Source organism: Parabacteroides faecalis (assembly GCF_022809355.1).
Lineage (GTDB): Bacteria > Bacteroidota > Bacteroidia > Bacteroidales > Tannerellaceae > Parabacteroides > Parabacteroides faecalis.
The window spans coordinates 1-24,555 of record NZ_JAKZMM010000044.1; the positions used below are offsets into that span (position 1 = coordinate 1).

The window sequence follows — 24,555 nt, forward strand, 5'->3', positions numbered from 1 at the left end:
ATACCGTTTTCACCCGACGCGCGAATGGCGTTTTGACTTTGCCATACCGGCAGTCCGCGTAGCGATCGAAGTGGAAGGCGGCGTTTGGAATGGCGGTCGCCATTTCCGGCCTGAAGGTTATTTGCGGGATATGGAAAAGTATAACGAGGCAGCCGCTTGCGGCTGGCTTGTTATACGAACCATTCCATCCGAATTATTACGGGTGAAGACGATTCAGCAGATTGTCAGAGCCTGCAAGAAAAAATTGACTGCTGACAATTAAACCAACAATTGTCAATTGCCAATTATTAACAGCTAATATTCAAACTAAAACAAGACAAAAAGAAAAAATATGGCAAGACCTATAAAATTGGGATTAGATTATTTCCCAATGGATACCGATGTTTTGAAAAACATAAAAATCAGACGATTAATGAAAAAATATGAATCGCCTGGAGCTATACTATATTTGAATTTACTGTGCGACATCTACGGTAATTCATACTTTGTACAAATTGGTCAAGACTATTTATTTGATTTGGCGGATCAATTGGAAACAGAAGACACTGAAATAAAAGCCATGTTAGATTACATGGTAGAAATCGGTTTGTTTGATGCCGAACTATGGAAGCAGAATATATTAACTTCTAAATCCATCCAAGAACGATATCTGACAGCAAAAGGGCGTTATTTGAATGAAAAGAAACTGGAGAAACAATATTTATTGATTCCTCTTCCTGAAATCAAAGCAAGGGTTTCCACCGTGAAAACCCCCGTTTGCACAGAGAAAACCCCGGTTATCACCGTGGAAACCCCCGTTTGCACAGTGGAAAGTGCACAAAGTATAGGAAATAAAAACAAAGTAGAGAATAATAAAGAAAATGAAAGTATAAATTTAAACAACAACAATCACAACAACGCGCGCGTGCGCGAGAACGATCAATCGTTAAAAGCTGAATGGGATCAATGGAAAAAGGAATTACTGAATGACGAAGACTGGTGCGCTTCGTTAGTCCGGTACAGCGGAAAAGGATTAGCCATCATCGAACATGCTTTAGAAGCAATGACTTATTTTGATGATTTCATCGTCCTGAAAGCACAAGAAGATACAACCAGAACAAAAAAGGAATACCAAATGAGTTTCATCGGCTGGTGGCGCCACAATAATTGGGAAACAAACAGACAACTTTTAACTGGCACAAAACAAGTTGCGCCGCCACGCACGGAATATAAAAAGCCGGCGGCGCGCAAATCGAGATACGAAGAAATGATGGAAGTGGCGGCAGAAGCGAAATTATTAACCAAAAAAATGTACGAAAACAATGGCTTTGGATACACGATTGAGAATAGCCTTGAGGCAACCACCGATTATACAGCTTGACAGTGAGTTTGTAACCGGCAGAATGATTGATCTGTTGTTGGAAACCTACGTATTGTTGGGATTCAAAACGCCAGTGAAGGAAGATGTTTCCGTCTTGGCCGCGAAATTGGTGAGCGATATATACGAGAATTGTGGCTTCCTGCGCCTGGAAGAAATCTCAATTTGCTTCGAACTGGGCGCACAAGAACAGTTTGGCGATTACATTGGCTTGAATTACCGGACCTTTCATAAATGGCTGAAAGGCTACAAAAACAGCGACTTGCGCTATCGGGTGATCAAGCAGATAGAACAGGAAAAAGAACTCAAAGTCTTGCCGGCGGTGAGCCGCGAATACAATGAGGAAAAGATGAACCTGTTGATCATCAGACGGTTTCACGAATACAAGAATTGTCCGGACTTGGAAATTCCATTGGCAAGTATTCTGTATAAAGACTTGCAAAGCCGCGGTTTTATCCGTAACAGCCTGGAAGAAAAACTCAACGCGATGGCGCAGTTTTCCCGCTGGCGGCCACAAAACACGTTGCATATCAGCGAAGATGATCGTCAGGCCATGATCAAGCTCAAAGCCCAGGAATGGTTATTGAAACAGTATTTCAATTCATTGGTGCGTTTGCCGTTTGAAAGTTGACAAATACCTACCATTTTGCTAACGTTAGCAAAATGATAAAATTGGCAAAAGGTTCTCAGCATGAGATGAATGACTATAAACAGCGATAATGGGAAATGACTGTAGAGGCGTGATACAATTGAAAATTGACAATTGATAATGGAGAATTGAAAAAGGGAAATGATTGTAGAGGCGCAGCGCTGCTGCGCCTCCTAGTGGCGGTATTGGGAGAAATAGCGGATAACAAAACAAACCGATCCATTATTTTATTGGTTGTAAATTTGTTAAACAATGGATTTAAGAAATGAACGGTTGAAAAAATAATTATCCGTTAATAAAGTTTTCAATTCAAGAAATTTATATATTTGTATCTTCTATAAATCAGCTTTATAACCCATTAAAATGGATAGTGTAAAAATCAAAAGGACATCAATGAACCTTTCCTTAAATATAAGGATTCTGAAAGTTATTATTGCTCTAGTGCTACTCAGTATTGGGGGTCTCATTTATCTTACTTTTAGAGGAGAAAATTTATTGATGTTTAATTGGCTAAATGAACTTGATTTAATGTACCAAATTGATAATTTACGCGCCTATAACCAAAAGATATATTTATATGATTGGGTTTTATATAGTCTTCCAGATGGATTATGGCTTCTTGCTTATTTGTTAATTATTGACTCAATATGGCATGAATGTAGAAATAATATGTTTAATTCCTTCATTTTAAGCCTTCCAACAATAGCTATATTTTCTGAATTTGCCCAATATTGGAATATTATTCCTGGTGTTTTCGACACAATGGATCTATTCTGCTATATATCATCAGTACTAATATATTTAATTATTAAAATTTAATGATATGAATTTGAGAATTATATTATCAGCCATTACACTCTTCTTTTTTTTATTTTTAGCTGGAGGTTCCATCACTGATGTATTTAAAGATGGTATAATAAATACATTGGTATTATTGGGTATTCTCATAATAATAATTACTATTTTTTCTATTGTGCAAACAAGGAATAAGAAGAAGAGAATTCAAATAATAAAAAAAGACGAACAAGAATCTGATGACTTTGACAGATCTGTACATATTGGAGATGACAGATGCAAAATATATTTTGATATTAATCAAAAGAAAGTTATGATCATGCACATATCAACTCAAGGCCTAAAAAAAATATATATCAACAATTTTGAGTTTCCTGGTTATTCATTAGCTAATTACCAATTTCCTGTTTTCAATATTTATGATTACAAAAATCGACAATTGCTTTCAGGCTCATATAGTGATTTGAATATTAATTATACCACTACAAATCTAGTAACTAAAGATAAAAATAGTACCCTTAATATTAATAGTACTATTATTCCTTTTTTCGTCCAACACATAGTTGCTGGAATATATGAAGAGGCAAGAGAACTGATACTTATTGATGAGGCTCATGCATTCATAGCTATAACAAAAGCAGGGATTCTTAAATGCGCGTTTAATTATGTTGATACTAACAAATTAGCAGAGAAAAAAGGTTCACAACCATGTATTAGTACAAAAACTATCGGGAATTATGTATTTATCATGGATGATTATTTCAACATTTTAATTTTAGTAACTCCTGATGCATTCAAAATATTTAACTATTCAGATATTATAGATATTTCTTACATTGAAAATGCTCATGAGCTTTATACAAAATCAGCTTCCCGAACTATTGCGGGAGCAGTTATTGGAGGTGCTTTAATGGGCCATTCGGGAGCAATTATAGGAGGACTTTCTGGCGCAAACGAAAAAAACAAAGAAGTTAACAATATGATAATAAAGATACTGCTTAAAGATACAGTAGATACAAGCTATAAGCTAAAATTTAATCCAGATAAAGTTCTAAAAACAAAAAACGACGAGGATAAAAAACTTTATGATAATTGTTTTTCCAAGGCTATGCAGGCCAAGGACTTGTTATCAATCCTTATAGATAAAGTTAATAATCATAAGTTTGAATCAGATGAAGATAAACAAAAAGGAGGGATCCAAAATATTGGTATTGCAGATGAATTAACAAAGCTAGCAAAGCTAAAAGATGAAGGAATCATTTCAGAGGAAGAATTTCAAAGTCAAAAAGCAAAACTATTAAACTAAAATCTATATATAAGGAGTTCTATGAAAAAAGAAAATTACACAGTATTCCTAAACAAAATACGAAATAATTTTTTTGAAGTTTCCAATATAATAATAAGTTATATCATAGCAATTTTAATACTCTATCTTTATTCAGATTTTTGGGCTGATTTGATTAATCGATTTTGGGTAAATCCAATTATCTCAAAAGTTAATAGTAATATATGCGTATCTACTCTTGCTATCATATTTATACTTCTAATTTACTATTTCCGTGAATCGTATTATATTAGTTCATATAACTTTAAAAGGTTATATTTTATCCTACATATAATTACTATCTTGGGTGAGAGGAAAGATGCCTCATAAGATGTGTGGAGACATCCTCAATGCAAGAGCCACCGCAGAAGAACACACATAAGAGAACGCAATATTTCACTGTACTGATAACCGAAGGTTCGGCTTCGCAAGCCTAATGTTGAATCAATCACATTGGATAAAAGAGCATCAAATTGCTCCATGATTGAAAATATTCCGCCAAAAGGGATGATTTTCTCAGATTTTATTTGTATTTTAGCCATGTCAGATGAAGATTTATTTGATTTTTTATATGCAACACTAAGTTAAGTGAATCTTCTGACATAACAAAGTACTGGGCAATATATTATTACTCAGTACTTTAAATTATTTTTTTTGAAAGGTGTTGCGGAATTAAGGTATTAAAGAAACGTATCCTAATCTTTTTCATCGTCTGTCACCCTTTCTTTTCGTGTTTTCTTCAGTCGGCCACTTTTTCTCAATGCCTCGTTGATTATCCACTGAAGCTGACCGTTGGTACTGCGGAATTCATCCGCAGCCCATTGTTCGATTGCTTCCATAGTTTCAGAATCCACACGAAGCACAAAACTCTTTATTGAACTTTCTTTTTTGGCCATAATGTTTGTTTTTATCAATGATGCAATGTTCCCGTATTAACTACAGGCTGTGCAGCCTCGTCAGCACAAAGAACCACAAGCAGATTGCTTACCATTGCCGCTTTACGTTCCTCGTCAAGTTCCACAATTTCTTCATCTGAAAGTTTGTCAAGAGCCATTTTAACCATCGAAACCGCACCTTCAACGATTTTTTCCCTCGCACTGATGATTGCAGATGCCTGCTGGCGACGCAACATCACAGCCGCGATTTCAGGAGCGTATGCCAGATAGTTTATCCTTGCCTCCAGTATTTCAATACCCGCCATAGCCAGACGTTCATTCAGTTTCTGTTCCAACTGTTCATTTATTTCTTCACCACCGGAACGCAGAGTCAGTTCATCAGCTTCCGACTCATTATTATCGTATGCATACTGCCCTGCCACCTGACGCAAAGCGGCATCACTCTGTATGCGAACAAAGTTCTCGAAAGCATTCATGCGGCTACCCACCGTACTTCCAACTGTGACCTCTTTACCATTAGCTGTCGAAGTATTAGCTATTGTCTGAGAATCAATTTCAAACATAGCCTTGTAAGTATCCTTCACCTTCCAAACAAGTACAAGACCTATCAGTACAGGATTACCAATTTTGTCGTTCACCTTTATAGGCTCAACATCCAGGTTTCTTGCACGCAAAGAAAGTTTCTTCTTATCCATAAAAGGGTTCACCCAAAAGAATCCAGTTTCTTTGAATGTACCTTTATACTTTCCAAAGAAGACCATCACCCTGGCCTCATTAGGTTCCAACTGCATATATCCGCCCCAAAATATCAACCATGCCAAAATACACAATGCACCTACTATATACAAAGCTATAAATCCTGGAAGAAAGCAAGCAACTGCAGCTCCTGTAAGCACTACCAAATGTAAAAACAAGGCTAAAAAGCCATTCATCTTAAAACCTTTGTAAACTAATTCTCTTGTGTCCATAATTATAAGATTAAGTGATATTATTTTGATATCACAAATATATGGATTTAATTTTACTTTCAAAAGAAATTAGAGACGTAAATGCCATTAAAAACTATGAACATAGTAAAGTGATAGACTGTGAGTGTAAATAATAGACAGAAGAAACTGAATAAATGGTTATTATCTTGTTTCCCCCGTTAACGCTATCCCAACACCCGAGGCGCAGCAGCGCTGCTGCGCCTCTACTTCGCATAATGAAGAATGCCGGTTTTTGTCTGCTCCAATCGGCCATTTTCCCTAAAACTTCCCCTTATTTCATCCACATTCATCCACACTGATCCCATTTGATCCCTTTTCGTCCACATTCATCCACACTGATCCACACTGATCCACACGGCGATTTTGGGGCGTTGTATCTTTGTAGTGTGACAAGAGAGGAAGAGGCGCGGTTGCCGAACCTATTAAAAACTTGTCCTGATAAAGTTATGGCAATTTCTTATACGTTAGTGCAGAGAAAAGACATGAGTAGGGGTGCGTTGGAAGACGCAAAGTTGTATTATGCCCAGGCAGTGAGCACGCGCCGGGTGGAGTTTGACGATTTGTGCGATGAGATCGCAGAAACCTGTACGCTGACTTCAGCCGACATCAAGGCGGTGTTGGACCGTGTGATCTGGGGCATGGTAACACACCTGAAGAACAGCGAGATCGTTCAGTTCGGTGATTTGGGTAATTTCCGCATCGCCGTGGGCAGTGCCGGATCAGCCACACCCGAAGAATTCACGGCAACCATGCTCCGCAAGCCGAAGGTAGTGTTCCATCCAGGCAAGCGCTTGCAGGAAATGCGCGATGTCGCCAAGTTCGCCCGCTTCACCGTCGATAAAGACGAGGGCGCAGATGCTGGCGAGGGCGTGTAAACAAAAGCCCCCATCTTTTCTGATTTTACTGTTCGTGCCTAAATCCGGCTTCCTAAAAAGACAGGCTGTCACATCAGCCGCTTCCGGGAAGCCGGTTTTGTATTTTCTTTTAACGAATAATTCTCCGCCTTTAGGTGCGGTGTAAAAAAGATAAACCGGCTGGAATAATAATACCACCAGAAAAGAATTATTTTAAGCCGAAAAACTGTAAATCTCGCAATCCCAAAAAATTCATCCCGCCCTATCGTTTAATTTTTAACAGCAAAGAACAGAAACTGTGAATTTATTGTTACTTTTGTCACTTGAAACGAAAGAAGAAAGACCAATGTGTTTTTGATAAAAAAACAAAAAAGCCTTCCCGCCGTTGGGGGCATGAAGGACTTTTTTGCGTCTTATAGATAGTTATGTAAACAATATAATTAATAAAGATTCATGCCATGAAATTAGTTTCATCCATGCTCATTTTGCTAGCCGGATTGTTTAGTGCTTGTTCTCCCCGGCAGCAAGCTGATTATTTTACGCCCGTTGCCGAAAGTCAATTGCGGGCGCCTGCTTATCCGCTCGTTTCCATCGATCCTTATACCAGCGGCTGGTCGTTCACAGATCAGCTGAATGCGGATCAAACCCGCCACTGGACGGGAAAACCGTTTCCGCTGCTGGGTGTTCTGCGGGTAGATGGTACGTGCTATCGTTTTATGGGAAAAGAGAATATCCCGCTACGCACCGTGTTGCCTACTGCCCAGGTGGAGAAGTGGGAGGCTACTTATACGGAAAAGAAACCGGCCGGAAACTGGTTTGAGAATACCTTCAACGATGCTTCCTGGAAGAAAGGGAAGGCTGCCTTCGGAACGCCTGAAATGCCTCATCTGGCTACTACCTGGCAATCGGAAGATGTCTGGGTACGCCGTACCTTCGAACTGGACGAGGATCTGTCGGGCCAGCCGGTTTTCCTGAATTATTCGCACGATGATGTCTTTGAGCTTTATATCAACGGCAAGCAGGTCGTTTCGACCGGATATGTCTGGAAGAATGATGTCGTGCTGGAACTGCCCGACGATGTCCGGGCTTCCCTCAAGCAGGGAAAGAATGTCATCGCTGCACACTGCCATAACACAACGGGCGGTGCTTACGTGGATTTCGGTCTTTCTGTCAAGATGCCGGATGCTTCCTTCTTCGAGACGGCTGCCGAACAGACAGACGTCACCTATACACCGACACAGACGTATTATACGTTTGCCTGCGGACCGGTGAACCTGAATCTGGTCTTTACGGCTCCGCTGCTGATGGACGATCTCGACCTGATGAGTCGTCCGGTCAACTATGTCTCCTATCAGGTACAATCGACCGACGGAAAAGCGCACGATGTGCAGCTGTATCTGGAAGCCACTTCGGCATGGGCTACCAATGTGCCCGGACAAGCGGTCAAATCGTCGGTGATCCTGAAGCCCGAAGGACTGATGTATGCCACTACCGGAACGACCGAACAGCCTGTCTTGCAGACCAAGGGCGATGATGTGCGGATCGATTGGGGACACTTCTTCCTGGCTGCTGCCCAGAAAGAATCGGTAACGATCGGTGCCAGCGACTTCCTGCATCCGAAGAAAGAATTTGCCACGACCGGCAATATTACCCGGGGCGGAAATATCGACGATCCGAACCAGGAACATTCACTGGCCCTGGTGGACAATCTGGGAAGCGTGAAAGACGCGACTGCGGGTTATGCCATGATTGCCTATGATGACGACTATGCCATTCAGTATTTCAACGACAACCGGATGGCTTACTGGAAACATAACGGCCAGGTGAGCATCGACCAGGCTTTGCTGCAGGCCGTACAGGAATATGAATCCATCATGCAACGTTGCCGCGAATTCGACGAGCAACTGATAGAGGATACGAAAAATGCCGGCGGTCAGCAATACGCCGAATTATGTGCCCTGGTTTACCGGCAGATCATTGCCGCCCACAAGCTGGTAGAAGACAAGAACGGCAATCTGCTGTTCTTCTCGAAAGAGAACTTCAGCAACGGTTCGATCGGTACGGTAGATATTACCTATCCTTCTGCTCCACTCTTCCTGGTTTATAATCCGGAATTGCTGAAGGGAATGATGAACTTCATCTTCGAATATAGTGAGAGCGGCCGGTGGCAGAAACCGTTTGCGGCACACGATGTCGGTACTTATCCGCAGGCAAACGGACAGACGTATGGAGGCGACATGCCGGTTGAAGAAAGCGGTAACATGCTGATCCTGACAACAGCCATCGCCCTGCGGGAAGGAAATGCCGACTATGCCCAAAAACACTGGGATGTACTGACAACCTGGACTAATTACTTGGTAGAAGCCGGACTCGACCCGGAAAACCAGTTGTGTACAGACGACTTTGCCGGTCACTTTGCCCACAATGCCAACCTCTCGATCAAGGCTATCCTAGGTATTGCCGGCTATGGCAAACTGGCTGAAATGCTGGGCGACCAGGAAACGGCTGACAAGTATTTGCAGACAGCCAAGGAAATGGCAGGTAAATGGAAGGAAATGGCAACGGACGGCGATCATTACAAACTGACATTCGACAAGCCGGGAACCTGGAGCCAGAAGTATAACCTGATCTGGGACAAACTGCTGGGATTAAACATCTTCGACAAAGACATCGCTACGACGGAAATGGCCTATTACAAGACGGTACAGAACACCTATGGCTTGCCTCTAGACAGCCGTAAGACCTATACCAAATCCGATTGGATCATGTGGACTGCCTGTCTGACGGATCAGATGGATGATTTCCAGGCCCTCGTGGCTCCGGTATATAAATACGCGAACGAAACACCGACACGTATTCCGTTGAGCGACTGGCACGAAACGACAGATGCCACTTCGGTAGGATTCCGGGCCCGTTCGGTAGTGGGCGGTTATTTCATGAAGGTATTGGAACAGCTCATGTATCCGAATGCCTCGAATGCCCAATCTGCCGCTCAGGCAACCAAGTAATAACGAACTATCATTGTTATATTTAAATTTATATGTATGAAAAAGACCTTGTTTGTATGTTGTGCCTTCGCATGGGCACTCTGTGCGCAGGCACAGTGGAAACCGGCTGGAGATAAGATCAAGACGCAGTGGGCTGAACTAGTCAACCCAGAATCTGTATTGCCGGAATACCCGCGTCCGCAGTTGGAACGTGCCGACTGGCTGAACCTGAACGGAGAATGGGAATATGCCATTCAGCCTGCCGGACAAGCTGAACCCGCCCAGTTCCAGGGAAATATCCTGGTTCCTTTCGCTGTCGAATCTTCTTTATCGGGTGTTCAGAAGGAAGTAGGCGACAAGAATGAGCTGTGGTATAAACGGACATTTACGGTTCCATCGAAGTGGAAGGGAAAAGATATCGTCCTCAACTTCGGAGCAGTGGACTGGAAAGCTGAAGTATTCGTCAACGATGTACTGATCGGTTCGCACAAAGGCGGTTACACACCGTTCTCATTCAATATCACCCCGTATCTGCAAGGTTCGGGAGCCCAGAAACTGGTGGTCCGTGTATGGGACCCGAGCGACAAGGGCTATCAGCCAAGAGGAAAACAGACGTCTAATCCGGAAGGTATCTGGTACACGCCGGTAACAGGTATCTGGCAGACCGTCTGGCTGGAACCGGTAGCCGAGAATCATATCACCAGCATCAAAGCCATTCCGAATGTGGATGCGAAAGTAATGAATGTAACGGTAGGAACATCGGCTTGTGCTTCTTCGATTGTGGAAGTGAAGTTATTGGATAAAGGCCAGGTAGTAGCGACAGGCAAGGGAATCCAGGGACAGGAAATCCGTTTGGGTGTCAATAATCCGACCTTGTGGTGCCCGGCAAATCCATATCTGTACGACATGCAAGTGAGTCTGTTGCAGAAAGGGAAAGTCGTTGACCAGGTGAAATCATATACTGCCTTCCGTAAGATCTCGGTTGGAAAAGACAAATCCGGTATCAAACGCATGTATCTGAACGACAAACCGCTCTTCCAGTATGGTCCGTTGGATCAGGGCTGGTGGCCGGACGGTTTATATACCGCTCCAACCGATGAAGCCTTGTTGTTTGACATCAAGAAAACCAAAGACTGGGGCTTCAACATGATCCGTAAGCATGTGAAGGTAGAACCTGCTCGCTGGTACTATCATTGCGATAAAGAAGGTATTCTGGTATGGCAGGATATGCCGAGCGGCGACATGGGCAACAGCTGGGCACCTCATACTTACAACGGAGGAACAGACAAACAGCGTACACCGGAATCGGTAGCCAACTACTACCAGGAATGGAAGGAAATCATGGATCTGTGCATGTCGAACCCGTCGGTTGTTGTCTGGGTTCCGTTCAACGAAGCCTGGGGACAGTTTGATACCGAAAAGGTTGTAGCCTGGACAGAAGCATACGATCCGTCTCGTCTAGTCAATCCGGCCAGTGGTGGAAACCACCGTCCTTGCGGTGATATCCTGGACTTGCATAATTATCCGGGACCGGATATGTTCTTGTCTGATCCGCAGCGTGTCAATGTCTTGGGTGAATACGGAGGAATCGGTCTTCCGTTGGAAAACCACCTGTGGTGGAACAAGCGTAACTGGGGTTATGTCCAGTTTAAAGACAGCGAAGCCGTAACAGCCGAATACGTGAAGTATGCCAACCAGCTGAAGAACTTCGTGAAACGCGGATTCTCGGCTGCGGTTTATACCCAGACCACCGATGTGGAAGGCGAAGTGAACGGTCTGATGACTTATGACCGTAAGGTAATCAAGATTAATGAAGCGAAAGTAAAAGCCGCTAACCAGGCTGTTATCCAGTCGCTATCTGAATAAAAAGCCTATGACAGCAATTGTACCAAAGAAGCGCATCAACTCGATTGATGCGCTTCGTGGTTTTGCCTTGATCGGGATCATGCTGCTGCATTGTATGGAGCGGTTTGACCTGACGATCATTCCGGAAGTGGCATCTCCTTTCTGGCAACGGGTGGATACCTTCGTTTACGAAGCCATGTATTTCCTCTTTGCCGGCAAGTCGTATGCCATTTTCTCTTTTCTGTTTGGTCTGAGTTTCTATATGCAGATGGATTCGCAGGCAGCCAAAGGATATGACTTCCGCGCCCGCTTCGTCTGGCGACTGGTCCTGCTCTTTATCTTCGGCTATATCAACGGTCTTATCTATATGGGTGAGTTCTTCATTATCTATGCCGTATTAGGATTGTTTCTGGTTCCGCTGTACAAAGTGCCGACCAAATACCTGGTCGTGGTGATGATTCTGCTCTTCCTGCAGATTCCGGCGATTGTCAGCTTTGTCACCCTGCTGGGTAATCCGACGCAGAACGAACCCTCGCACCTGAATGTGTATATGAATCAGCTCTATGCCACCTGTGCCGGTATCTATGCCGAAGGCTCATTCAAGGATGTACTGGCTTTCAATGTATGGAACGGAGAAGTAGCCAAATGGTTATGGACCATCAACAACTACCGTTATCTGCAATTATTGGGACTGTTTATTGCCGGTATGCTGGTGGGACGGATGGAAATTCACAAGAGTGAAGAGAAGATGATCCGTTACAGCCGCCTGATGTTGCCTTACAGCTTGGCATGGTTTGTTGTCTTTTACCTGATCGTCTGGCTGCTGCCAGCACTGGGTGTAACCGGTTTTGCCCTGTCGGTCGGAACGACCCTGTTCAAAACCTTCGCCAATTTAGGTATGATGATGCTGTATATCTGTGGCTTCACCTTGCTGTATTACAACCACGGCTGGCAAAAAGGACTAGACCGGATTGCTCCGGTCGGACGGATGAGTGTCACCAACTACATGACACAGTCGATGGTCGGTGTCTGCCTGTTCTATGGTTTCGGAGCCAACCTGGCCGTTCAGTGCAACTACTTGCAAAGCCTGTGTGTCGGTCTGCTGTTCTGTCTGGTACAAATCCTGTACAGCAACTGGTGGATCAAACGCTTCTATTACGGACCGATGGAATGGCTGTGGCGCACCTTGACCTGGATGCAACGTGTTCCTCTCGTCAGAAAATAAATGTTTAACCAAATATTCAAGTGTATGAAACGAATTACAACCCTATCGTTTTTCATGTTATTCTGCTGGATAACGGCCTTCGCAATACCGAGAGCCGAATATCCACGTCCGCAGTTCGAACGTAACGCGTGGATCAACCTCAACGGAGAATGGACCTATTCATTCGACTTCGGCGGTTCCGGTCTGGAACGGGAATGGTTCAAGTCCACCGGATTCGATCAGAAAATCATCGTTCCTTTCTGCCCGGAAAGTAAACTGTCGGGAGTTGAATACAAAGACTTTATCAATCACATGTGGTATCACCGGACGATCTCCATTCCACAAGACTGGGCCAACAAACAGGTACTGTTGAACTTCGGTGCAGTTTATTATAAGTCGGAGATCTACATCGACGGTGTTTTTGCTGCCCGTCACTTTGGTGGAACTTCTTCCTTCCAGGTCGATATTACGCCGTATGTCAAGGCTGGTCAGACACACAACCTGGTGGTGTATGTGGAAAGTGATGTTCGCAGTACCCATCAGCCCAGCGGAAAGCAGAACCTGCAGTTTGCTTCGTATGGTTGTAACTATACCCGTACCACCGGTATTTGGCAGACTGTCTGGATGGAAGCCGTTCATCCCGAAGGACTACAGTCTGTTCAGATGATTCCGGACATCGACCAGCAGCAGTTGATCATCCGTCCGCGTTTCTACAAGGAATTGGGTGGTAAGCTGGAAGTTACCCTGAAAGACAACGGGAAAGTCGTATCCAAGGAAACAGTCGCTGCCAACTCTTTATCAACCGTTATTTTGCCGGTCAAGAAGATGAAGACCTGGAGTCCGGAGAATCCTTTCCTCTATGACGTGGAATTACGGGTGATCGACAAGGCCGGAAATGTGGTAGACGAAGTCAAATCGTATGCCGGTATGCGGAAAGTCCACATCGAAGGCAAGAAAATCTACCTGAACAACCAGCCGTACTATCAGCGTCTGGTACTCGACCAGGGATTCTATCCCGACGGTATCTGGACAGCTCCGAGCGACGAGGCCCTGAAGAAAGATATCCAGCTTTCGATGGAAGCAGGTTTCAACGGAGCCCGTCTGCATCAGAAAGTATTCGAAGAACGTTTCTATTACTGGGCAGACAAACTGGGTTACCTGACTTGGGGTGAAGCCTCCAGCTGGGGTATGGATTGCAATGATATCGAAACAGCCCGTAACTTCATCACCGAATGGACCGAAATCGTGGAACGCGACCGAAATCATCCGTCTATCTTGATCTGGACACCAACCAATGAAGAGTTCTGGCCCGACCGCGTTCAGTATCCTCGTCTGATGCAAGACCTGTACAAACTGACGAAAGCCATCGATCCGACGCGTCCTTTCCACGGAACCAGTGGTGGTTCTCACATCGCTACCGACATCTGGACCGTACATAACTACGAACAGGATCCGGCCAAACTGAAGGATCTGTTGTACAACGATGGTAAGCTGATGGAAGCTCCCAAATGGGAAATCCAGCTGATGCCGAAGAACATCGGTTTCAACGGATTGAAATATACCGATCAATATACATTCCCACAGTATAAGCACGACATGCCTTATCTGATTGATGAATTCGGAGGTATCAAGTGGAACCCGTCACAACAGATGGAAAGTGCCCAGAATACTTCATGGGGTTATGGTGAACCGCCTCACTCACTGGAGGAATTCTATGCCCGACTGGAAGGTCTGGTTGACACCGTCCTGTCGTTGTCAGATCATGTATGGGGTTATTGCTACACCCAGCTGACAGACGTAGAACAGGAACAGAACGGCATCTATTACTACGACCGCAGTCCGAAGTTCGACATGAAACGGATTCACGCGATCTTCAGTAAGAATCCGGAGACAAAATAAAAACAAATTCCGGTATTCCTATCCGTTCTTACCAACGATGATGGGGATACCGGGGTTTTCTTTTGTGGGGAAGAGTGGGGAGAACTGATATGACCACAAAATTATTTCATTAGCAATAAACAATAAATATCTTAAATGATTCGCATAAAGAAAAGATTTCTAACCATTACAAAGAATTCAAAAAAAATCTATTTTTGCAAAAGGACTATATAGCTGTACATACATAATTTATGAATAAAGACAATAAATATACAGAACTTCTCAAGAAGCAAATATGTGAAGTACAAAAAGAAAACCGCTCATTAGAGTTTAAATCAAATTATCAAGAGGCTGATAAATTAGGACAATATATCTCTGCTTTATCAAATGGTGCCTGTCTTGATCATCAGGATTTTGCCTATCTCTATTTTGGTATAGATGATTCAACACTTGAGGTAAAAGGTACAAAATTTAATGTTTCGTCAATCAAGGCTAAAGGCAATCAGGCCTTAGAAATGTATCTTCGCCAACTCATATTTCCTCATATTCCATTTATGTTCGAAGAATTTCAATTTGATGACGATAAACGGGTAGTACGTTTAAAGATACCTGCGGCAGCAGGAGAACCAACTACTTTTTATAATAAACCTTATGTCCGTGTGGACAGTCATGTGACAGAGTTATCAAAATACCCGGAATGGATGCGTGAAATTTATTCTTCACGATACGATTGGACTGCTCAAGTAGTGGAAGATGCAACTATAAATGATTTAGACACGGAAGCTATACAAATAGCACGAGAAGGCTATAAAGAACGTTATCCCCTGTATAAGGATCAATTATCGCAGTGGAGTGATGAAATCTTTCTCGACAAAGCTTGTTTAACATTAGATGGTCAAATAACGCGTACTACGATGTTATTGGTTGGCAAGCGGGAAAAGGCACATAAGATACCTCATATTGCAGAAATAGTATGGAAATGCCATCAGGACGGAGAAACCTTTGGAGATACATTTACTATTCCATTTATCAAATCTACCAGTGAAGTCTTGAAACGCATTCGTAACTATCGCTTCAAGATATATCCTATGAACTCTTTAATTCCTGCTGAAGTTTGGAAATATGATGCGCGTAGTATTCTTGAAGCGCTGCATAATTGTGTGGCACATCAGGATTATGCCCTTGATGAACGTATTAGAGTGACGGAAGATAAAGAAAAACTTACATTTGAAAATGCAGGTAGTTTTTTTGATGGAGACTACAATCAATATGTTTTAGGAGAGAAAACTCCCAAACGTTACCGTAATCCGGCTTTAATGAAAGCTATGGTAAATGTCAAGATGATAGATTCACAAGGTTATGGAATACATAACTTGTTTTTACGTCAGAAGGAGCGTTTTTTACCTATGCCTGACTATGATGGGTGTTCTGAGTCTCAGGTGGTTCTTCATTTGCCAGGTATAGTGATAGATACTAATTACAGTCTATTACTTCTGTCAAATAATGAAGTAAATTTGACAGAAGCAATTTTATTGGATAACCTGCAGAAAGGTAAGCGTATTAGTGATTCTGCAATTGAGTTATTACGGAAAAAACATTTTGTAGAAGGACGTAAACCTCACGTGTACATAGCAAAAACTATTGCACAGAATACACATACAAAAGCTGAATATTCAAAGCACAAAGGCCTTATAGAAAAGTCATGTGAAAGTTTACTATTGAATGCATTAGCCGATCACAATGTGTTGACAAGAAATGATATAGATATTTTACTATGGAATGCATTATCTGATCAGCTTTCTGATAACCAAAAGAAAAATAAGATAGGAAACCTGCTGACTCGCTTAAGAAAAAAAGGATTGATAACAAATGAAACTTTGGGGAATAAATCCGAATGGACCCTCGTAAATAATGACATTTAAGAGCGATTTAAGAGCGAAATTTAAGAGCGATCTTAATTATTTACAATTAAGATATTGAAAACAAATAGCTTACGACTACTCTTATAAAGAAAATTAAGAGCAATTATCCCTTAGTATTATTAAAATGAGATATAGATCATCTTGGCTCATATACTAACCTTTTCTATTTGGAAATTCTTTGTAGTTCCTCCCCTTCCCCAAATTCCCCTCACCCCCAATAGGGGTTTTCGGCTTCTTTGTGTCTTTAAGGATAGAAATGCAACTTGAAATGGATTTGATGGCTGGGATCTCCTGCCGTGTTGCCGGGGAAAAGCCAGGCGGGATATTTTGCCCATCCAAAAAGATTGTGTTCCTTTGTATTCGGATAAATGCTTTATAGACATGACGACAGACAATTGCATGAAACAGGTTCATATCATCACGCCGGTGAAAGATTCGATCGATCTGACACTTGAGACGGCCCGGGCTGTACTAGCCTCTCGCTGGCATGTGCCGGTAACCTATACGATATACAACGATTTCAGTACCGACGAGAATACCCGGCGTCTGGAGGAAGCTTCGCAGGAACTGGGCTTTGAACTGGTCAATTTACGGGACATCACGTCACATCCGTCGCCCAACTACCTGTTGGTGCTGCAAATGGCACAGAAACGCGCGATTGAGGCCGAAGCGGGTCTGCTGATTGTCGAATCGGACGTGATCGTACGCGAAGATACCCTGCAAGGTTTGTTTGACGGGGCACTGGCTCATCCCGACTGTGGCATTGCGGCATCGGTGACCGTGGATGAACAGGGAACTGTCAATTATCCGTATCTCTATGCGTCGGATTATCCGAAAGAGGCTTGTGAGGTGAAGAAACATTGCAGTTTCTGCTGCTCGCTGCTGACTCTCCGCCTGCTAAAGGCATTTGATTTCCAGACACTCGATCCGAGTAAGAACTGGTTTGATGTGACTATCTCTCACGAATCACTCGAGCGGGATTGCCGTAATTATCTGTTTATGAATCTTCCCGTATGGCATCGTCCGCATGGAAGCCGTCCGTGGAAACAGTTGAAATATACCAACCCGTTGAAATATTACTGGTTGAAATTCACCAAAGGACTGGATAAAATTTGAGCATGGTCATGATGAATTGTATAATCAGCCGCTTGTTTACGCCGATGACGTATCAGGTGAATCCGGATTGCCAGGAACTGACGGAGTTTGTCCGTTCCGTTCCAGATCGTTTTCACCGGCAGGAAGGTGTTGTTATTTACCGGGGACGAAATGAATTGCGTAAGATGACGTATCAGGGACAGGATTTTGTCGTGAAGTCTTTCCGGCGTCCGAACTGTATCAACCGCTGGGTGTACGGGACGTTCCGTCCGTCGAAAGCCCGCCGTTCGTTCGAACATGCCAATCTGTTGACGGCTGCGGGTATCGGTACTCCGCGTCCGATTGGTTATATCGAGCTGCGCCGTCATTGGGAGTTCGACGAGAGTTATTATATCACAGCCATGTCGTCATGCCCTTATACCTACGAAGAGCTGTTCCGACGTCCGTTTGCCAACGAAGATGATATTATCCGTGCGGTTGCCCTGACGACAGCCCGGATGCACGACCAGGGCTATGCCCACAAAGATTACGGACGGGGAAACATCCTGTTCAATCCGAAACCGGATGGCGTACAGATCGAGATCGTTGATCTGAACCGGATGGATATCGGACCAATCGACTTGAAGAAAGGGTGTAAGAACCTGGAGCGTTTACCGGCTACTCCGCACATGCACCGGATCCTGGCGGAGACGTATGCCAAAGCCCGCGGACTGGATGAAGAAGCGTGTTATAAATGGATGGTTGCCTACCGGAGTACGCAACCGGGTAAAATCGACAATCTCTATTAACCAGAAGCACAATGAAAATCATAGCTGTAGTTGTTACCTATAACCGGCTGGAACTGCTCAAACGCAGTATGGATTGCCTGCGGCAGAACAAACCTCTGTCGGACATCATCGTTGTCAATAACGGAAGTACCGACGGGACAAAAGAATGGCTGGACAAGCAAGACGACCTGACGGTGATCCATCAATCGAATGTAGGGGGTTCGGGTGGTTTCTATACGGGCATCGAAGCGGCTTATGCCCAAAATGCCGACTGGATCTGGTGTATGGACGACGATGTCTTTCCCCGAGCCGACTGCCTGGAAAACTTACTGCCCTACACCGGCGATAAAACGGTGGGAATCCTGGCTCCCAGACGATTATTGGAAGGAAAAGTCTTTACCAACGATTTCTGTTCGTATAATCTGACGCAGCCGTTCCGTTCCATGTATCAGGACAAACTGGCGAAACGGGAGGTAACGGCTCCTGTCGAGATTGTCGGTACTGCCTTCGAAGGGCTCTTCGTCCGGAGGGAGGTAGTTGCAGCCATTGGCCTTCCCAACAAAGAGTTGTTCATTTTCTGTGATGATACCGATTATTGCCTGCGTACCGTACTGGCCGGCTATAAGATCCTGTATATTCCCCAAGCACTAATGGACAAGCATAAGTTCTTTTCGACAGACAACTGGAAAGAACGCAACCGCAAAAAGAAATGGAAACGGTTTTACCAGGTGCGTAACTCAACGTATCTGAACCATCATTACGGAAAGAACTGGGCGGTAAGGTATCTGCGTGGCTGGCATGGAGTTCTGGGGTATATGGCTGTCGTAATCGGGACGTGTGCCTTCACGGATGTGTACCAATGGAGCGATCTGGCCAAATTCTGGCGGATGTATCGCGATGGCATACGGGAACGGCTGGGTATCATGAAATAAATGTAGCAGATGTATGGAAAAGAATCCTTTAGTCAGTGTAATCGTTCCCAATTATAACTATGCCCGTTACCTGGATGCCCGTATCGACTCCATCCTACGGCAGACATGGACGGATTTTGAATTGATCCTACTGGACGATGCTTCGACCGATACAAGCCGGGAAATACTGGAAAAATACCGGAACCACCCTCGGGTATCCCGGATAGAGTTCAATACCCGGAATACGGGCAGTCCTTTTCAGCAATGGATGAAGGGGATCTTATTAGCCCGGGGAAAATATATCTGGATAGCCGAAGCGGATGATCTGGCCGATCCGGATTTTCTGGAGACGACCGTTGCCTTGTGTGAAGCGCATGAACGGACTGCGGTCTGTGTGGTGGGTTCACGGCTGATCGACGGAGCAGGAAGGGTATCCAACAAGGATATCAACCATTGGGGCCGGCGGAAAGGAAAACAGCCGGGTTGTTTTGACGGGAAGTCATACGCGCTTCATAACCTGTATTGGAAGAATTACCTGATCAACGCCAGCGGTATCCTGTTCAGACGGGAATATGCCGCACGTCTGGCTCATTCTGCCTTCCTGCAAATGCGGTATTGCGGCGACTGGCTTTTCTGGTTCCAGATGGCTTTGCAGGGCGAGGTGATCGAAGTGTACCGTACTCTGAATTATTTCCGCCAGCATGGAGCGAAAGTGACAGTCCAGTCGCTGCAGCGTGGTCAGGGTATCGCCGAAGACATCCAGGTGGTCCGGTACATGGAAGAGCACTTACCAAACCTGGCGCCTTATAAGAAACGTCTCCGCCGGGGATTATTGTACCGGAAAATCAAACGGACCCCGACCGACGAATCCCAACGGCAGGTTTTATACCAGCAGTTGTCGGCAGAGCTGCAAGCGACGGATGCAGACTACCGCCTGGAACGGTGGAACCAATACCTGCGCTGGCTGTGGCCGTGGCTGACAACCCGTCAGCGGGATCGGTTGTGAACCGGCAGATACAAAATGGATGAGATTGTAAAATGACTTCTTTGATGTGACTGGAAAAAGGTCTAACTTTGTAGACAATGGCAGATACAGTGAACTATTTTAAGCCCATAAAAGATGAGTGATAGTATTTTATATAAGGTTCGTAGTGGAAAACCCATCAAATTCTGGTATTTTATCCGAAAATATATGGGGTTGGTCATTCCGGATTCCTGGTATAGAATCCGGCTGGAACAGCGCTTGTGCCGGGTTTCCAGCCGTCCGGATTATCCTTATATCCAGGAACGGGTCAACTATTACATCCAGCTGGACAGGACCAGACCGATCCCGTCGGAGAACAGACTGGCTCATCACCAAAGCTGGCTGCATTATACGGGACCTATCGGCCAATACCGGAGTAACATGTTCCACAAGGCTTATTATTTCGACCAGCACGACATTACCCGCTGGTTTCCGCCTTCGCTCCGCTGGAACTATTGTCCGGGGGATGTCTATTTCACTCCCGACGATCCTGCCATTGTGAAAAGTCGGCTGATCTCATCCCAAAACCAGAATTCAGTCTTGCTGAAGCTGGATAAGCTCCGTCATTTCATGTATGTGAAAGACACCAAGTCATTCACCGAGAAGCAAGACCGGGCGATCTTCCGGGGGAAAATCCGTCAGAGCCGTTTGCGGACCAAATTCCTGGAGAAGTTTTTCGGACATCCCATGTTCGACTGTGGTGTCGTGGGGAAGAATGAGGGTTGTCCAGACGAATGGATGGCACCGAAACGGACCATTCACCAGCACCTGGATTATAAGTTCATCATGGCGCTTGAAGGGAACGATGTGGCTTCCAACTTGAAATGGGTCATGTCGTCCAATTCCATCGCCGTCATGCCACGTCCTACCTGCGAGACGTGGTTCATGGAGGGGAAGTTACGCCCCGACTATCATTATATCGAAGTCAAGGAAGATTTCTCTGATCTGGAGGAGAAACTGAATTATTATATCGCTCATCCGGAAGAGGCGCAGCAGATCATCGCCCATGCTCACGAGTTTGTTGCCCAGTTCCGTAATCCGGAGCGCGAGGAACTGATCTCCCTGCTAGTCCTGAAGCGTTATTTTGAACTGACCGGACAATGGGAATCTTCCACGCATCCGTAACCTTTAGAAACAGAATTTATATGATACATATCGCTTGTAACATCGATCATCAGTTCATCCAGCATTGTGCTGTCACCCTGGTTTCTCTGTTTATCAACAACCCGGGACAAGTTTTCTGCGTGCATATCGTGGCCGGTTCATTGCCTCAGGAGGATCAGGACCTGCTGACGAAGTTAGCCGCTCCATACGGGCACACTGTCCGTTTTTATTTTCCTCCGGCCGACCTGCTGAAGAATTATTCCATCAAGAAATTCGGTCAGCGGATTTCCATGGCGACCTACTATCGCTGTATGTTCCCGTCGATCTTGCCGGAGACGGTAGACAAGGTGCTGTATCTGGACTGTGACATCGTGATCCGCGGTGACATCTCGGCTTTCTGGAACACAGACCTGGAAGGATACGGCGTGGCCTGCATCGAAGATATCGGAAGCCAGGAGAAAGAGCGGTATGAATTACTGCACTATGACCCGGCTGATTCTTATTTCAACGCCGGTGTCCTGCTGATCAACCTGCGTTACTGGCGGGAAACCCATGTGGACCGTCAATGCGAGACTTATTTCCTGACGTATCCGGAACGGATCCGCTTCAACGACCAGGATTTGCTGAATGTGGTCTTGCATGCGCATAAAAAGTTCGTTCCCCTCACCTGGAACATGCAAGACGGCTTCTACCGGACAGGCATCCGGGAGCGGGTCAACGACTGGAAAGCGTTCCGGGAGGAATTGCTCAACCCCGTCATCTTGCATTATACGAATAAAAAACCGTGGAATTACGACAGCATGCATCCGCTCCGAGCAGAATATTTCGTATATTTGGATAAAACTCCATGGAAAGGATGGCGGCCGTCGCATTCGGTCAAAACCCGGATCAAACGGTTCTTCAAGCTGTTACCCTATGCCTTGAAGTGGCGTAAACCCAAATATATCAACTTGGATAAAGCGGTAGGATGATGAAGAAGGAATATGATTATCTGGTGGTAGGCGCCGGCTTGTTCGGAGCTGTTTTTGCACACGAAGCGGCATTGGCCGGTAAACGTTGCCTGGTGATCGACAAACGGAATCACGCAGGGGGGAATATCTATTGCCAGGAGACGGAAGGAATCCAAGTACATGCCTATGGAGCCCATATTTTTCATACCGACCAGGCTGAAATATGGGAATATGCCAACCGGTTTGTCCGCTTCAACCGCTTCACCAACGCACCGCTGGCCCGTTATCGGGACGAATTGTATAATTTGCCTTTCAACATGAATACTTTCCACCAGCTGTGGGGTGTCAAGACCCCGGCCGAGGCAAGGGCCCGGTTGGCTGTGGAATGCGAGAAATATGCCTATATCGAGACCCCTGCCAACCTGGAGGAACAGGCGCTGAAACTGGGGGGAAAGGATATCTACGAACGGCTCATCAAGGGATATACCGAAAAGCAATGGGGAAGATCGGCACGCGAATTGCCCGCATTCATCATCCGCCGGTTGCCTTTCCGCTTCACGTTCGACAACAATTATTTCAACGATGCCTACCAGGGGATTCCCGTCGGAGGGTACAACAAACTGATAGCGGCTTTGCTGGAAGGTATCGAAGTGCGTCTCTCGTGCAACTACCTGGAGGATCGCCCGTACTGGGATTCCCTGGCCGACAGGATCCTGTTTACGGGATGTATCGATGCCTTTTTCGACTATCGGTACGGACATCTGGAATACCGGAGTCTCCGCTTCGAGTCGGCTTTGCTGGAGATACCCGACTTTCAGGGAAACGCGGTTGTCAACTACACCGAACGCGACATTCCTTTTACGCGGATCATCGAACACAAGCACTTTGAGTTCGGACAACAGCCCTGTACCGTCATCACCCACGAATATCCCGAAGCATTCCAGCCCGGAAAGGAGCCTTACTATCCGGTGAATGACGAGAAGAATACCCGTCTGTTCCAATCCTACCAGCAACTGGCTGCCGCCCATCCGCAGGTCTTGTTCGGAGGCCGGCTGGCACAATATACCTATGCCGATATGGATGATACCATGGCCACAGCCCTCCAGCTGTGGAAGAAAGAATATCAACGAATTTTAGAACACTGATGAACATGGAAAACGAATTGCCTAAAATAGATTTGCCGGAAGATGTACTGGTCGATGTGCTGACAGACTCGGTCATCTTGAACCTGTATGCGCATTTTCCCTGCCGGATCAAGGCGGAAATACTGGTACTCTGCAAGAAAGGGGATATCGATGCCTCGATTAACCTGGTGGATTATCATGTCTCCGACAATTCATTCCTCGTGGTGCTGCCCGGAAGTATCTTCCAGGTCAACCAGATCCGGGGGGATGTAGAGATTTACTTTGCCGGCTTCTCTTCCGATTTTCTGCGTACGATCAATCCGGTCAAGTCGCTGCTCGACATTACCTATTCCATCAAGCACAACCCGGTTGTGCCGCTCAAGGAGGAGATGGTGGAACTGATCGAAGATTATTTCAAGCTGGGCAAGCGGACCAAAGAACGTTTCGAGCTGAGCAACCGGGAGCTTTCCCGTCATTTGTATTACAGCCTCATCTATGCCATCAGCTCGCTGTACAGCAACCGCAAGATGGATACGGGCAACCTCTCGCCGGCCGAACGGATCAGCCAGGATTTCGGACAGCTGGTGCTCGACAACTATACCAAAGAGAAGAATGTGGCTTTCTATGCCAGTAAACTGGGGATTACGGCGGCTTATCTGAGTACGATCGTCAAACAGACTACGGGCCGCACCTGCATGGAGATTATTTCGAACATGGTGATCATGGATGCCAAAGCCCAATTGAAATCAACGAACCTGCCGATCTATCAGATTGCCGATTCGTTGAATTTCAATAATGTCTCTTTCTTTGGCAAGTATTTCAAGCGGTACGTGGGTGTCAGTCCGCAGGAATACCGCAACAGCAAGTCGGACGACTGACG

At 45.1% G+C, this 24,555-nt stretch carries 20 protein-coding genes and 2 pseudogenes; 19 read left to right on the forward strand and 3 right to left on the reverse strand.

Translation table 11 applies throughout. The annotated features are described in order from the left end of the window. The 5 genes and pseudogenes from MUN53_RS14585 to MUN53_RS14605 all read left to right on the forward strand — a co-directional run. Window positions 1–262 (forward strand): annotated as a pseudogene (locus tag MUN53_RS14585) (endonuclease domain-containing protein); the annotation flags it as partial. A 69-nt stretch (window positions 263–331) separates the two neighbouring features. Then, window positions 332–1,360, forward strand: a complete 1,029-nt coding sequence (locus tag MUN53_RS14590; protein ID WP_243326249.1) for a DUF4373 domain-containing protein — start codon at window positions 332–334, stop codon at window positions 1,358–1,360. Continuing rightward, window positions 1,302–1,988: a hypothetical protein gene (locus MUN53_RS14595; RefSeq protein ID WP_243326251.1), complete on the forward strand. Its 687-nt coding sequence runs from the start codon at window positions 1,302–1,304 to the stop codon at window positions 1,986–1,988. Before MUN53_RS14590 ends, MUN53_RS14595 begins: the two co-directional genes overlap by 59 nt. 381 nt (window positions 1,989–2,369) lie before the next feature. Continuing rightward, window positions 2,370–2,825, forward strand: coding sequence for a hypothetical protein (locus MUN53_RS14600; protein WP_243326252.1), 456 nt, complete (start codon window positions 2,370–2,372; stop codon window positions 2,823–2,825). 4 nt (window positions 2,826–2,829) lie between these two features. After that, entirely contained in the window at window positions 2,830–4,107 is a 1,278-nt protein-coding gene (locus MUN53_RS14605; protein ID WP_243326255.1) for an SHOCT domain-containing protein, read from the forward strand. Window positions 4,108–4,429: 322 nt separating this feature from the next. On the opposite strand, the pseudogene MUN53_RS14610 reads toward MUN53_RS14605, so the two are convergent. The 3 genes and pseudogenes from MUN53_RS14610 to MUN53_RS14620 form a co-directional block, all read right to left on the reverse strand. Continuing rightward, a pseudogene (locus MUN53_RS14610) lies at window positions 4,430–4,667 on the reverse strand (IS1380 family transposase); the annotation flags it as partial. A gap of 153 nt (window positions 4,668–4,820) precedes the next feature. Further along, window positions 4,821–5,021: an Arc family DNA-binding protein gene (locus MUN53_RS14615; protein ID WP_154042841.1), complete on the reverse strand. Its 201-nt coding sequence runs from the start codon at window positions 5,019–5,021 to the stop codon at window positions 4,821–4,823. Window positions 5,022–5,035: 14 nt separating this feature from the next. Beyond that, window positions 5,036–5,989 (reverse strand): SPFH domain-containing protein, encoded by a 954-nt coding sequence (locus MUN53_RS14620; protein ID WP_243326257.1) that lies wholly within the window; start codon window positions 5,987–5,989, stop codon window positions 5,036–5,038. Window positions 5,990–6,456: 467 nt separating this feature from the next. Here MUN53_RS14620 and MUN53_RS14625 point away from each other — a divergent pair, with 467 nt between their 5' ends. The 14 genes from MUN53_RS14625 to MUN53_RS14690 all read left to right on the forward strand — a co-directional run bounded on the left by MUN53_RS14625 (window position 6,457) and on the right by MUN53_RS14690 (window position 24,553). Then, window positions 6,457–6,885, forward strand: coding sequence for an HU family DNA-binding protein (locus tag MUN53_RS14625; RefSeq protein ID WP_243326259.1), 429 nt, complete (start codon window positions 6,457–6,459; stop codon window positions 6,883–6,885). Between the two features lie 437 nt (window positions 6,886–7,322). Beyond that, a complete protein-coding gene (locus MUN53_RS14630; RefSeq protein WP_243326261.1) occupies window positions 7,323–9,872 on the forward strand; it encodes a glutaminase domain-containing protein in 2,550 nt (849 codons plus the stop codon). Between the two features lie 36 nt (window positions 9,873–9,908). Next, complete coding sequence (locus MUN53_RS14635) at window positions 9,909–11,717, forward strand: glycoside hydrolase family 2 protein (RefSeq protein WP_243326262.1); 1,809 nt, start codon at window positions 9,909–9,911, stop codon at window positions 11,715–11,717. Between the two features lie 7 nt (window positions 11,718–11,724). Continuing rightward, on the forward strand, window positions 11,725–12,921 hold the full coding sequence (locus MUN53_RS14640) for a DUF418 domain-containing protein (RefSeq protein ID WP_243326264.1): 1,197 nt from the start codon (window positions 11,725–11,727) through the stop codon (window positions 12,919–12,921). A 24-nt stretch (window positions 12,922–12,945) separates the two neighbouring features. Further along, entirely contained in the window at window positions 12,946–14,799 is a 1,854-nt protein-coding gene (locus tag MUN53_RS14645) for a glycoside hydrolase family 2 protein (protein ID WP_243326265.1), read from the forward strand. A 230-nt stretch (window positions 14,800–15,029) separates the two neighbouring features. Next, on the forward strand, window positions 15,030–16,700 hold the full coding sequence (locus MUN53_RS14650; protein WP_243326266.1) for an RNA-binding domain-containing protein: 1,671 nt from the start codon (window positions 15,030–15,032) through the stop codon (window positions 16,698–16,700). A 399-nt stretch (window positions 16,701–17,099) separates the two neighbouring features. Then, window positions 17,100–17,816, forward strand: a complete 717-nt coding sequence (locus MUN53_RS14655) for a glycosyltransferase family 2 protein (RefSeq protein ID WP_243326280.1) — start codon at window positions 17,100–17,102, stop codon at window positions 17,814–17,816. 8 nt (window positions 17,817–17,824) lie between these two features. Then, window positions 17,825–18,583: a lipopolysaccharide kinase InaA family protein gene (locus tag MUN53_RS14660; protein ID WP_394803090.1), complete on the forward strand. Its 759-nt coding sequence runs from the start codon at window positions 17,825–17,827 to the stop codon at window positions 18,581–18,583. 11 nt (window positions 18,584–18,594) lie between these two features. After that, window positions 18,595–19,494, forward strand: a complete 900-nt coding sequence (locus tag MUN53_RS14665) for a glycosyltransferase family 2 protein (protein WP_243326267.1) — start codon at window positions 18,595–18,597, stop codon at window positions 19,492–19,494. 13 nt (window positions 19,495–19,507) lie between these two features. After that, window positions 19,508–20,479 carry a glycosyltransferase family 2 protein gene (locus MUN53_RS14670; protein WP_243326268.1) on the forward strand — a complete coding sequence of 324 codons (972 nt, stop codon included), beginning with the start codon at window positions 19,508–19,510 and terminating at the stop codon, window positions 20,477–20,479. A gap of 114 nt (window positions 20,480–20,593) precedes the next feature. Next, window positions 20,594–21,622 carry a glycosyltransferase gene (locus tag MUN53_RS14675; protein ID WP_243326269.1) on the forward strand — a complete coding sequence of 343 codons (1,029 nt, stop codon included), beginning with the start codon at window positions 20,594–20,596 and terminating at the stop codon, window positions 21,620–21,622. A 20-nt stretch (window positions 21,623–21,642) separates the two neighbouring features. After that, window positions 21,643–22,572, forward strand: a complete 930-nt coding sequence (locus tag MUN53_RS14680) for a glycosyltransferase family 8 protein (protein ID WP_243326270.1) — start codon at window positions 21,643–21,645, stop codon at window positions 22,570–22,572. Next, window positions 22,572–23,696: a UDP-galactopyranose mutase gene (gene glf, locus MUN53_RS14685; RefSeq protein WP_243326282.1), complete on the forward strand. Its 1,125-nt coding sequence runs from the start codon at window positions 22,572–22,574 to the stop codon at window positions 23,694–23,696. Before MUN53_RS14680 ends, glf begins: the two co-directional genes overlap by 1 nt. Before the next feature lie 5 nt (window positions 23,697–23,701). Beyond that, on the forward strand, window positions 23,702–24,553 hold the full coding sequence (locus tag MUN53_RS14690; RefSeq protein ID WP_243326271.1) for a helix-turn-helix domain-containing protein: 852 nt from the start codon (window positions 23,702–23,704) through the stop codon (window positions 24,551–24,553). Window positions 24,554–24,555 lie beyond the last annotated feature (2 nt).